At 28.0% G+C, this 12349-nt stretch carries 12 protein-coding genes; 11 read left to right on the top strand and 1 reads right to left on the bottom strand.

Annotated features, from left to right (window positions below; genetic code table 11):
- Positions 1-49 precede the first annotated feature (49 nt).
- From yeiL to B3J31_RS14685, 4 genes are all read left to right on the top strand, one after another.
- Positions 50-730, top strand: coding sequence for a transcriptional regulator YeiL (gene yeiL / locus B3J31_RS14700; RefSeq protein ID WP_150846356.1), 681 nt, complete (start codon positions 50-52; stop codon positions 728-730).
- 496 nt (positions 731-1226) lie between these two features.
- Positions 1227-2201, top strand: coding sequence for a ribosome small subunit-dependent GTPase A (rsgA, locus tag B3J31_RS14695; protein ID WP_346868528.1), 975 nt, complete (start codon positions 1227-1229; stop codon positions 2199-2201).
- A 213-nt stretch (positions 2202-2414) separates the two neighbouring features.
- Positions 2415-3788, top strand: a complete 1374-nt coding sequence (locus B3J31_RS14690; protein WP_346868529.1) for an MATE family efflux transporter — start codon at positions 2415-2417, stop codon at positions 3786-3788.
- A gap of 43 nt (positions 3789-3831) precedes the next feature.
- Entirely contained in the window at positions 3832-5925 is a 2094-nt protein-coding gene (locus B3J31_RS14685; protein WP_346868530.1) for a diguanylate cyclase, read from the top strand.
- Positions 5926-6043: 118 nt separating this feature from the next.
- On the opposite strand, the gene B3J31_RS14680 is transcribed toward B3J31_RS14685, so the two are convergent.
- Entirely contained in the window at positions 6044-6952 is a 909-nt protein-coding gene (locus B3J31_RS14680; RefSeq protein WP_150846168.1) for a patatin-like phospholipase family protein, read from the bottom strand.
- A gap of 357 nt (positions 6953-7309) precedes the next feature.
- Here B3J31_RS14680 and B3J31_RS14675 point away from each other — a divergent pair, with 357 nt between their 5' ends.
- From B3J31_RS14675 to B3J31_RS14645, 7 genes are all read left to right on the top strand, one after another.
- On the top strand, positions 7310-7963 hold the full coding sequence (locus B3J31_RS14675) for a pentapeptide repeat-containing protein (RefSeq protein ID WP_150846167.1): 654 nt from the start codon (positions 7310-7312) through the stop codon (positions 7961-7963).
- Positions 7964-8114: 151 nt separating this feature from the next.
- On the top strand, positions 8115-9020 hold the full coding sequence (locus B3J31_RS14670) for an alpha/beta hydrolase (RefSeq protein ID WP_346868531.1): 906 nt from the start codon (positions 8115-8117) through the stop codon (positions 9018-9020).
- Positions 9021-9084: 64 nt separating this feature from the next.
- On the top strand, positions 9085-10032 hold the full coding sequence (locus B3J31_RS14665) for a patatin-like phospholipase family protein (RefSeq protein WP_346868532.1): 948 nt from the start codon (positions 9085-9087) through the stop codon (positions 10030-10032).
- A 154-nt stretch (positions 10033-10186) separates the two neighbouring features.
- Positions 10187-10465: a chorismate mutase gene (locus B3J31_RS14660; protein ID WP_167403149.1), complete on the top strand. Its 279-nt coding sequence runs from the start codon at positions 10187-10189 to the stop codon at positions 10463-10465.
- A gap of 37 nt (positions 10466-10502) precedes the next feature.
- The gene (gene aroE, locus B3J31_RS14655) at positions 10503-11315 is read left to right on the top strand and encodes a shikimate dehydrogenase (protein WP_150846163.1); all 813 of its coding nucleotides are present in this window, start codon (positions 10503-10505) and stop codon (positions 11313-11315) included.
- 18 nt (positions 11316-11333) lie between these two features.
- Positions 11334-11777 (top strand): type II 3-dehydroquinate dehydratase, encoded by a 444-nt coding sequence (gene aroQ / locus B3J31_RS14650; RefSeq protein ID WP_346868534.1) that lies wholly within the window; start codon positions 11334-11336, stop codon positions 11775-11777.
- Between the two features lie 52 nt (positions 11778-11829).
- Positions 11830-12108: a hypothetical protein gene (locus B3J31_RS14645; protein ID WP_150846161.1), complete on the top strand. Its 279-nt coding sequence runs from the start codon at positions 11830-11832 to the stop codon at positions 12106-12108.
- Positions 12109-12349: the final 241 nt, after the last annotated feature.

The raw sequence follows: 12349 nt of genomic DNA, 5'->3' as shown, positions 1-12349 counted from the left end.
TCGGTGAATAATTCAGGTTTATATAATTGATATGATTTAGGAGAAAAATATGAAGAAAATAAATAACTCAGAACTTATGAACACATATGTAGATAAATACAATATTAATGATATCTTTACCAATGATATGAGAGAATATATGGAATTATTTCACTTTAAGAGAAATGAATTTTTATGTAAGGAAGATGAGCCTATAGATTATTTATTCTTTTTTGTAGAAGGTAAGGCTAAAGTATATATTAGTTTAAAAAATGGTAAATCCCTTTTAATATGTTTTTATTATCCACTTATGGTACTAGGAGATTTAGAATTAATCAATTTTACAAAGGCAACTACAAATATGGAAGTTATAGAGGATGCTTATTGTATTGGGTTATCTTTTAAAAAGGTAAGAGAAAAGTTATTAAATGATGCTAAGTTTCTAAGATTTATATGCAGTTCCTTGGGAAATAAAATGGATACTTCATCTAGAAATGGATCAATCAATTTACTATATCCACTGGAAAACAGATTAGCAAGCTATATAATGGCAACAAGGGAAGAAGGAAATAGAGTTGTATTTAATGAAACATTAACAGAGATTGCTGAGTTGCTAGGAACTAGCTATAGACATCTATTAAGGACTATAAATAATTTAATAAATAGGGAAGTGTTAAAAAAAGACAATTACGGATATGAAATTATTAATGAAGAAATACTTAGTAGTTTAGCCGTGGATTTATATAAATAGGTAATAAAGATAGACATATAAGTATTTTAAATTATATAAAATTCTAAAAATGAAAAATATTTATAGGAATTTGTTATTTAATTATTTACAAATATGTATATTTGATGTATGCTTAATATATGTATTGATATTATAAATATATAAATCGAATTTGAGAGGAGTTGTTGTATTATGATGAACAGAGAAAGATTAATATTAGATGAAGTATATACAGCCGCTCCAAATTTAAGATTTAAATGTTAGTTTCAGTGGATTAATATTAATAATTATATTCAGTTTAAAACCTTAGAAATATAATAAGATTATAATCCTAATTTTATAACTATATTTAATTTGAACTTATGCCTTGGAGTAGCTTAATCCAAGGTTTTTTTGTATGCAAAAATAAAGTTTTTTAACCAGTAAGGTTATTATAAAAAAGCTAAAGGGCATAAGTTCAACGTTTTATTAAATGAAAATAAATTAAAGTATAAAGTTAGAAAGAGGGATTATATAGGTGAGAGAAAATAATATAAATCAACATCAAATAGGAAGAGTGTATGCTCAGCATAGAAATTTATATAAGATAATAATTGAAAAGGGAGAAATATCAGCTACCCTATCAGGGAAGTTACAATACGAATTAATTAATAAAAAGGACTATCCAGTTGTAGGGGATTGGGTTAATTATGAAGAGCTTGGTTATGGAGAAGGAATAATACATCAGATTCAAGAAAGAAAAACACTTATTTGTAGAAAGGTAGCAGGAGTAAAAAGTGAAGAACAGGCATTAGCTGCAAATATAGATAAGATTTTTATAACAATGTCTTTAAATAATAATTTTAACCTAAGAAGGTTAGAACGATATATTAATATAGCATGGGATAGTGGTGCTACACCTGTTATTTTATTAACTAAATTAGATTTATGTGAGGATTTAGAAGATAAGTTATTATCTTTAGACCAGGTGGCATTAGGTATAGATAAGATAAGTGTAAGTTCTTTAACTGGTGAAGGTGTAGAGGTAGTAAGAAATATTATAAAAAGCGATGATACTGTAGTTTTTATTGGGTCTTCAGGGGTTGGAAAATCTACTATAATAAATAAATTGTTAGAAAAAGAAGTACAAATTACTAAGGAAGTTGACGAATATGACAAAGGAAGGCATACTACAACCCATAGAGAATTATTTGTGTTGCCAACAGGGGGAGCTATAATAGACACTCCAGGAATGAGAGAACTTCAGCTAAGTCAGGGAGACGTAGAAGCCACCTTTAAGGATATAGAGGATCTTGCGTTGAAGTGTCACTTTTCAGATTGTAAGCATAAAAGTGAACCTAAATGTGCTGTTCAACAAGCCATTGAAAGAGGAGAATTATCTGAGGAGAGATTTATAAGTTATGAAAAAATAAAAAAAGAAATAGCTAATGAAGAAAAACGCAGAAGGGCTAAAGAAAGAATAAATGAAAGAAAAGCTAGAATAAGAAGATAGATGAAAATATGTATTTTGGAAGTTGATGAAATTTTCTAAGAGCATAAATAATTTTATTAATATATTCATAATAAAGAAATTTGCATTAATATATTTATTATTCTAAAATAACCATACATACCATGCACATTTGTAGAAATATGTATGGTTATTTTATATATGAAATATGGTATAATTATTTTATTAAATTGGATTAATACGGAGAATATTTATATGAAAATAACTACAGATAAGAAATTTTACAGATTACTTTTTAGTATATCAGTACCCATAGCTATACAGAACTTAATTACTTTTGCAGTAAGTATGATAGATACCTTAATGGTAGGATCTTTAGGGGAGGTCCAATTATCATCAGTAGCTTTAGCAAATAATTTATTTTTTATTTTGATGATTCTACTTTTTGGACTAGCTAGTGGATCAAATATTATGATATCTCAATATTGGGGGAAGAAAGATGTAAATTCTATTCATAAGATACTTGCAATTATGTATAGAGTTTGTACCGTTATAATAATTATATTTATATCCATAGCAGCTCTATTACCAACACAGTTTATGAGCATATTTTCTAATGATATGGCTGTTATACAAGGTGGGGCTAGCTATCTTAGAATAGTCTGCATAGGATACATATTCTATGGTTTAACAAACTGTACAATAATGATGCTTCGTTCTGTAAAAACAGTAAAAATTTCAATGTTAGTATATAGTGTGTCATTGTTAGTAAATGCTTTTTTTAACTGGGTATTTATTTTTGGAAAATTTGGATTCCCAGCCTTGGGCATAAGAGGTGCAGCTATTGCTACCGTTATGGCAAGAATCGCAGAGTTTATAATAGTTATAATATTTATGATTTATTTTGAGAAGAAGATAAAATTACGACCTAAGCATCTATTAAAGGTGGATAAGGTTATATTAAAGGACTATGTATCCACATGTACACCAGTACTATTTAATGAGTTGCTTTGGTCTACAGGATCCTCTATGATTTCAGTTATTGTAGCAAAAATGGGAACAAGTACAGTAGCAGCCAATAGTATAAATGGAGTTGCACAACAATTTGTAACAGTGTTTATATTTGGATTATCTAATGCTGCAGCTGTTATTATTGGTAATACCATAGGTGAAGGTAAAAAGAATAAAGCCATGGAATATGCCTTTACGATAGGTGTATTTAGTGTAGTTACAGGGCTTATTGCCAGCGGAATAATATATGTTATTAAGCCTATAATAGTAAACTTCTACAATGTTCCACAAAGTACAAAATTAATTGCTATGGAAATTATGAGTGTAACCTCTATTATTGTTATATTCCAAGCTTTAGGAAGTAATATGATGATGGGAGTTCTAAGAGGTGGAGGAGACGCAAGATTTGTATTATTAAATGACATTATATTTATGTGGTGTGTAGCTATTCCAGGAGGATTCATAGCAGTAGATATATTAGGGTTACCAATAGTAGCTGTATTTTTTATAATTAGGTGTGATGAGATAATAAAATCTTTGGTTAGTATAGTAAGAGTAAGTAGTGGGAAATGGGTAAGAGATGTTACTAGAGATTTTGCTATAAAAGAAGAGGAGTAATTAATACCTTATAACATAATAAAAATAGGGGGTTATGAAATCTATGTACAAAGATTCAAAAGAAGATGTACTAAATAGACTTAGGGAAGATTCAAATTACATAGACCAATTTATAGAGCATGTTAACGAACAGCTAGTAAGTAACCTAGACAATGCTAAAAGTATATTAGATGAAGGGTTAAAAATATGTACTGAAAATCAAAATATAAGAGGAATAGCTTGGTGTAGTGGAACTATAGGGTGGTATTTTAATTATTCAGGTACATACGAAAAGGGAGTACAGTGGTTATTAAAAGCTAATACATTATTTCAAAGCATAAGTGATGAAAAAGGGAAATTATATGTATCAAATGGTCTTATGAGTGCCTACTTTCAATTAGGATTATGTGAATTGAGTACAAAATGGGGAAAGATTGCATTAAAAATAGCAAAAAAATTAAAGAATGATAAGTTTTTTTTAGTAATATTAAATAATATTTGTGTTAATTATTTGAGTTTGGGAAAATACAATGAAGCTAAAAAAATTATAGATTCATTACAAGACATACCTTATGGTGATAATGATAATATGAAAATAAATATGTATCAAGTTATTGCTGAAATTGAATGTGAACTTGGAAATTTAGAAAAGGCCATGAATTTTATTAATGAGTCTATTGAAATTGGAGAAAAGCTAAATTATGAAATTATAAAAAGTGAAGCTTTAAGAATAAGGGGAAAAATAAATTTTAAGGCCGGTAAGCAAAAGGAAGCAGAAGAAGATTATTCAGCTGCATTAGAGCATGCCACTAAGAGGGATTATTATGAAGTTCAAGCTAGTATATTAGAGGCTTGGGCTCAGAGTGATTTAATTAATAATAAATATGATGAAGCTATTAATAAGCAAGTAAAGGCATTAGAAATATCTGAAAAAAATAAATGCGTACTAATTAATAGAAATATATATAAGCAACTGTATTTATCTAACAAGGAGATTAATAAGTATAAGGAAGCACTAGTGTATTATGAGAAGTATGTTGAAATAAATGATGAATTGAACTGTATAACTAGTGAATTAAGTCTTGCTGACTTAGAAAATGAAAAGAATAAGCAAGAAGCAGCTATATTTAAGTCATTATATGATGACATTAAAGTAATATCAACTATAGGGCAAAAAATAACTTCAGATCTTAATTTTGAGAATATATTAGAAAACATACATAAAGAAATATCAATGATTATTGATGCAGAAGTAGTTGGTGTTTCTACCCTTAAGGAGTCAGAAGGAATTTTAGATTATGCACTATTTATAGATAGAGGAAATAAGCTGAATTTAAAGAATGTTCATATAGAAGATGAAACTAGCATAGGAGCTTATTGTGTTAGAAATAGAAGCACTATTTTAATTAATGATCTGTATAAAGAATATAAAAAGTATGTACCAACCCTTAAGGTAAAAGTAAGTGATAATAATACTCAATCAGCAATGTATTGTCCTTTAATTCTAGAGGATAAGGTTAGAGGATTTTTAAATGTACAAAGTTATAAGAAAAATGCATATACAGAAAATGATTTAAACAAATTAAAGATATTAGCATCCTATGTCGCTATAGCTTTAGAGAATTCTTGCCTTTATAATAGAACTAAATATTTTTCTTCTCATGATTTTTTAACAGGATTACTGTCCAGAATGGAAATTTTTGAAAAAGGAGAAAAAGTATTTAAGGATTGTCAAAGAGAACGAAAGAAATTAGCTGTCATAATGATAGATATTGATGATTTTAAATTAATTAATGATAAGTATGGACATAGTTATGGAGATAGTGTATTAAAAATGGTTGGAGGCATAATTAGAAATAATGTTAAAAAGCATGGAATTGCAGGGAGATATGGTGGGGAAGAATTTTTAGTGATTTTACAAGGTATAAGTGAAAGAAAGATTTATTCAATCTGTGACAATATAAGAACATCAATGGAAAGAGCTAATATATATTATGGAGAAAAGTTTAAATTAAAAGTGACATCTAGCCTAGGTGTATTTATCTATTCAGGTAAAGAGAAAAATATTGATCAATGTATTAATTTTGCAGATGAAGCATTATATATAGCTAAAGCGGAAGGGAAAAATAAACTTGTAAAATATGAAAATTATTCTTAGTTATATAAATTTATATAAAGTTAGTTAATTAGAAAATGTACATAAAAATAAAAAAGTTATTCTATAATGATAAAAGGAATTATTATAGAATAACTTTTTATATTAAATAAATTTTGCACTAATGTAAAAAATGATTTTCTATAAATTTAAAGGTATCGGAAAGATCTAGATTGTCCACAGCATTTTTAAGTAATGGAACTTTTGAATAGTCATCAAGAGGAATTTTATATTTCAGTATAGGATTTATTCTAAAGTAGTTTGGACCGATAAGTTCTTTGCAATATAAGTCTTCTAGAGGTGTATCATTTAGTAGAATTGAAACCAAAGGTGTTTTAACATTACATTTCGGTCTGAGCATCCACTGGAGAGCACCCCAAGAAGATGTATCTGATTTTATTTGGTTAAGTGTGGAGCCGGTACCAATAGATAATATACGAAAATCAGATAGTGAATGTTTAGGTTTAAGGAGCTTCATTACGGAAATCATAGAGGCGGCTGTAGGATTATTTACAATTACACCTCCATCTATAAAGTTCTTGTATGAAGGAAAATAAGTAGGAGCGGCAGAGCTAGCTAAAGCCACATCTACAACCTTAGATGTGTATGTTGAACCACGAGAAAGGTTATTAAAAAATACAGATTGCCAGTTATCAGATGAAAAACCTTTTACATTAAAAGATGGGATGAATACATACTTTTCAAGATCTCCAAGGGTAAGGTCTTCTGTAAATACAGATAATATGACTTCTCTTAAGTTTTTATTATTAAATTTAGGTCTGAAAAGGTTAAGATGAGAAGGATAAAATATACTTTTTACAGTCTCATAGTTGTATAAGTTATCAACATAATTTCCATCCTTTCCAGAAGCTAGAGCTAAGGCTATTAAAGCACCTGTAGAAGTACCAGCAAATAAGTTTGTATACTTTAAGATATCAGGATATTTATTATAAATGCGTTTTAATATACGTGTGGATAGAGCACCACGAATTCCTCCACCATCAAATACAATAATTCTGAATGTAGACATTAGACACCTCCATTGTAGCTTATATGATTATTGTATTAATGATTATGTAGGTATGTGAATATGTTATTATCTGTTTTAAAATATCTTTGACTTATGAAGAAGCTAAGAACTCTGTTTATCCGATGACTACCAGCTCTAATACTCCCACCTTTTTCAAAGTGGGAGTAAAAGACCTGCTATGTCCCTGGATAACGATTTCTAAGCATCAAGAAGCTAAGAACTCTGTTTATGAAGGTTTTTGAGATTACCTGGGGAATATTTAAATATGCTAGATAATAATCAGATTAAATGAAAATAGTGAAGGATGGTGAAGATTAGCTATGTTAAGTATATATATAGTACATAGCTAGAAGAAATATGGAAGAAAGAAAAGTAAAAAATGTATTATTACCTAAAATTACAGCAATAAATGAAGAGGTATATTCTTTAGAGAAGAATATAGATGATGAAGATTATTTTAATAATGTAATGATGCTTAATTGTGACTTAAGTAATGAGAGTGCATCACATGTTGAATTTTCGGAAGTTATATTTAAAAATGTAGATTTTAGAAATATAAAATTTCCTCATATTGAATTAATAGATGTAAAATTTGAAAACTGTGATTTATCAAATTCTAATTTTAATAATGGAATTCTGCATAGGGTAGAAATGATAAACTGTAAGCTTATGGGTATAGACTTGACAGATACAAATATTCAAAATGTCACATTAAATCAGTGTAACGGTGACTATAGTAACATATCTTTCTCTACTCTTAAAAATGTAAACTTTATAGATTCATCATTTAATAATGTGATTTTTGAAAATAGTAAGCTTAATAAAGTAAACTTTGAAAATGTAAATATGAGACAAATTGACATATCTAAGGCTATGGTGAAAGGTATTGATTTTAGAAATAGTGATATAGAAGGACTTATTGGAGATGTAAGAGATTTATATGGAATAGTAGTTACTCCAATGCAAGCACTATCACTTTCGAGAATTTTAGGGATTGTAATTAAGGAATGAGTGTATTAATCAATGTGATATTACAAACGTAATTAATGGTGCATTAATTATAAAAAGTAGGGGATTACTAAAATATATAAAATAAAAACTTGTATTTTAAATACAAGTTTTTTTATTTAAAAATATTACAAGATGATAATAGGAGCAAATTATGATAATAGCTAATATATTAATTGTAATGACAGTACTTTTTATAATATTTATCAAAACCATAAATTGTTTATTTTATCATGCTACTCTTGGTAAAAAGCGTGATAAGATAGAAACCTTTAATAGTCTTTACACCATGGGATTATATTCTCTTGATGAGTATGAAAAGTTAAAATTGGAAGAGCTAATTGTACAAAGTAAAGATGGATATAAGTTAAAAGGATATTATCTAAACTGTAATTTACCTTCAAAAAAAATAATAATATTATTGCATGGATACTTGGTTGGCCATTACAGGTCTTGCCAATATATAAAGTTTTTTATAAAAGAAGGATTTAATATTCTTTTAGTAGATCAAAGAGGTCATGGTAATAGTGAAGGAACTTATGCTACCTATGGAAGATATGAGTGTGAAGATTTAGATTTATGGGTAAGCTGTATAAGACAAAAAGTTGGGGAAAAGTGCTTTATAGGTGTACATGGCCATTCTATGGGAGCTGCTACTGGTCTTATGTATTCAGTTTTAGGAAAGAATAAAATAGATTTTATAATATCGGAATCAGCTTATGCAAATGCAATAGAGGTTATAAAAAGAAAGTTAAATAAATACAAGATTCCTTTTTTCCCTTTCTATAATCTCACTAATCATAAAATAAAAAAAGTATGTGGCTTTTCTTTAGGAGAAATAAGTCCAATGGATATGGTAAATGAAAGCAAAGTACCAATTATGTTCATTCATGGAGATCAAGATGAATTAATACCATGTTATATGTCCATGGAAATGTATGAAATTAAAAAGGGAATAAAAAGCTTGTGTATAATTCCAAGAGCTAAGCATAATACTTGTTATGCCACTAATCAAGAGAAATATGAAAATGAAGTAAAAAACTTTCTTAAAATGATATAATAATAAAAAGTGATTAATAAATATTATAAAATCAAGATAATATTTTAATGGGGGATGAAGGGGAATGAGAGTAGGATTAGTATTATCTGGTGGAGGCGGAAAAGGAGCTTATGAGATAGGAGTATGGAAAGCTATAAAAGAGTTAAATATAGATAAATACATAAAAGTAGTTTCAGGTACTTCTATAGGTGCTATAAATGCAGCTTTATTTGCTCAAGATGATTTTGAAGAAGCTAAGAAAATGTGGCAAGAGGTTACTATAGAGAAGTTGTTACCAGTAAATAGTAAAGTCCTAATAAGGAAAGGCGTAACCCTTGCTATAGGTAGTAAAAATATGAATTTGGTAAAAAAGTATATGACAAAGAAATTAGAGCAGGGTGATATTCCTAGAGATGGAGCTAAGGATATAATTGAGAAATATATAAATTTTAATAAATTAAAGAAATCTGAAAAAATATTATATGTATCATGTACCGAAATGCCGGATTTCACTGCTAAATATTTTAGAATAAATGACTATGAAGAAGAAATAGCAAAAAGTATATTATTGGCAACGGCTTGCCTTCCTATGATATATGAAAGTGAAGAAATTGGTGGAAAGACATATTTAGATGGTGGATTAGTAGATAATACTCCTATAAAACCAGTATATGAAGAAGGTTGTGATATAATAATAGCGGTACTATTATCTAAGGAAGCTAAAATAAGAAGAGAAGATTTTCCAGATGCAAAAATCATAGAACTAATTCCTTCAGACATAGAAACAAAAATATTAGATGGATTATTAAATCTAGATGAAGAGTCTAAAAACAAGAGAATTCTAAGAGGTTACTATGACACTAAAAATCTTTTAGAACCTATTTTTGAAATGGCAAGATATCAATTAAAAGAAGAATTAGAAAGACAGGCTATGGAAAAGGAATTACAAGAACTTGAAGAAAAAAATAAGGAAAGTTGGATAGCTAGAAATACAAGAAGAATAAAGAGAAAACTTGGAATAAATAAATTTTAATAAATATTATGTAAAGTAAAAATATATAGATAAAAAGATAGATTCCTATAGGAGTCTATTTATTTTTAGTGGAAATAATATATAAATAAGTGTTATTATATATTAGTAAAATTTAATTAATGTATATAGATAATTTAGAAAAGGGTGAATTGCAGTGAATGAAATAGAGCAATGTAGAAAAGAAATCGATGAGATTGATAAAGAACTTGTAAATCTATTTGAGAGAAGAATGGATGTTGCTATAAGAGTAGCTAATTTTAAAAAAGAAAATGATTTACCGATATATGATGAGGAAAGAGAATCAAAGGTTATTAAAAAAAATGTAGACAATTTAAAAAATAAGAACTATGATTTATTAGCAAGAAGATTTTTCTTAAGTATAATGGAGTTAAGTAGAAGTTTGCAAGAGAGCATTATAAAAAAGCATAAGTAAAGTTATTTAAATTAATCATATATAAAGGAGTAATGTTATGGAATTTTACGGCATACTAGGTGAGAAATTAGGACATAGCTTATCACCGAGAATACATAAAATAATATTTCAGGCTATGGAAGTAGAAGGTGCATACAAACTATTTGAAATACCTAAAGGAAATTTAGAAAAATTCATAGATGCACTTAAACTTTTAAAAATTAAAGGAGCCAGTGTAACTATTCCTTACAAGGAAGAAATTATTAAGTATTTAGATGAGATATCACCAGAAGCACAAAGAATAGGCGCTGTTAATACAATATCACTAGAGGATAATAAACTATATGGTTATAACACAGATTACTATGGCTTTGGATATATGTTAAAGGTACATAATGTTAAGATACAAGACTCAATAGCTGTAATTTTGGGCAATGGTGGAGCTACAAAGGCTGCTATGTGTTATTTATTAGACAATGGAGCTAAAAATGTTTATATAGTAAGTAGGACACCAGAAAAAAATAAAGGAATAAATCATGAAAAAGTTGAACTAATAAGTTATGAGCAGTTAAAAGAAATTCAAGGAGATATGATAATTAATACAACTCCAGTAGGTATGTTTCCTAATGAAGATGCCACTCCTGTTAATGATACTATCATAAATAATTTTCAAACCGTTGTAGATATAGTATATAACCCATCAGAGACAAAATTTTTATCAAAGGGAAAAGAATTAGGAAAAAAAGTTGTAGGGGGATTATCTATGCTCATAGGACAAGGCGTAAAAGCACAGGAAATATGGCAAAAGAATTCTATTGATGACCAAGCAATTAAAGACATATATGAAATTTTAAATAGAGAGTTTAGTTAATTATAAGAGGTGATTGCTATGAAAATTATGGTTATAAATGGACCTAACCTGAATTTTTTGGGCATAAGGGAAAAACATATATATGGCTCAAAAAGCTTTGAGAAGATTGAAAATTACATAAAGGAATGCTCTAAATCCTTAGGACATGACATAGAGATGTTACAAAGCAATATAGAGGGAGAAATTATTAATTTCATCCAAAGGGCATACTATGAAAAATATGATGGAATAATAGTTAATCCAGGTGCCTTTACCCATTATAGCTATGCAATCTATGATGCTATAAAAAGTGTAAATATAGATACTGTGGAAGTTCATTTATCACAGATTTATGATAGAGAAGATTTTAGACAAAAATCAGTTACAGCCCCAGCATGTATAGGTCAGATATGTGGTTTTGGAGAATATGGATATATAATGGCTATGAATGCTCTAGAAAATAAAATGAAGATTTCTAGCTAAAGTAGGTTATAATACTAATTAAACAGTTGTAACCTAGGAGGAAGGGAAACTTATGGATGAGCTTAATAATAGGATAATAGACATCTATACAAGTCTTGCTGAAAGTGGAGTTAGATTTTATTATGAGGATGATGTTAATCCTTTTAGCGAAATAAAAGAATTGAGTTCTTGTAATGAAAAACACCTATGGTTCACAACTGAGGGAGAAAATGAAGTTAAAGTATCCATAGAAGATTTCAGAGTATATCATTCAAAGGAAAACATTAATCTTTATGATTGGGTTGAAATAAGAGAATTTGATAGGCTTTTGGAAGAATTAAGTGAGAACTAGTAGAATCAAATGAAAAATAAACAACTAAGGTGTTAATTGCTTAGTTGTTTATTATTTTTTTTAAAATTTATAAATTGTGGATAAAATAAAGTAAATTTTCAGAAAAAAGGGTGATAATCTAATATTTATCCACTTAGTGTTAATTATATTGTGGATAGAGTTGTGGAAAATGTTAATAATTACATTATTTTACAATAAGAAATATATAGTGTTTATAAAGTATTTTTTTTAAATAGTTAAA

The organism is Clostridium sp. UBA5988 (genome assembly GCF_002435615.1).
GTDB lineage: Bacteria > Bacillota > Clostridia > Clostridiales > Clostridiaceae > Clostridium_J > Clostridium_J sulfidigenes.
The sequence above is the reverse complement of the archived record's forward strand: the minus strand, read 5'-3'. Positions and strand labels throughout refer to the sequence as shown.

What these genes read in the sequence shown, in the direction of transcription:
- yeiL (WP_150846356.1), top strand. Translation starts at nt 50, where the DNA reads ATGAAGAAAATAAATAACTCAGAACTTATGAACACATATGTAGATAAA.
- B3J31_RS14690 (WP_346868529.1), top strand. Translation starts at nt 2,415, where the DNA reads ATGAAAATAACTACAGATAAGAAATTTTACAGATTACTTTTTAGTATA.
- B3J31_RS14685 (WP_346868530.1), top strand. Translation starts at nt 3,832, where the DNA reads ATGTACAAAGATTCAAAAGAAGATGTACTAAATAGACTTAGGGAAGAT.
- B3J31_RS14680 (WP_150846168.1), bottom strand. Translation starts at nt 6,952, where the DNA reads ATGTCTACATTCAGAATTATTGTATTTGATGGTGGAGGAATTCGTGGT.
- B3J31_RS14675 (WP_150846167.1), top strand. Translation starts at nt 7,310, where the DNA reads ATGGAAGAAAGAAAAGTAAAAAATGTATTATTACCTAAAATTACAGCA.
- B3J31_RS14670 (WP_346868531.1), top strand. Translation starts at nt 8,115, where the DNA reads ATGATAATAGCTAATATATTAATTGTAATGACAGTACTTTTTATAATA.
- B3J31_RS14665 (WP_346868532.1), top strand. Translation starts at nt 9,085, where the DNA reads ATGAGAGTAGGATTAGTATTATCTGGTGGAGGCGGAAAAGGAGCTTAT.
- aroE (WP_150846163.1), top strand. Translation starts at nt 10,503, where the DNA reads ATGGAATTTTACGGCATACTAGGTGAGAAATTAGGACATAGCTTATCA.
- aroQ (WP_346868534.1), top strand. Translation starts at nt 11,334, where the DNA reads ATGAAAATTATGGTTATAAATGGACCTAACCTGAATTTTTTGGGCATA.
- B3J31_RS14645 (WP_150846161.1), top strand. Translation starts at nt 11,830, where the DNA reads ATGGATGAGCTTAATAATAGGATAATAGACATCTATACAAGTCTTGCT.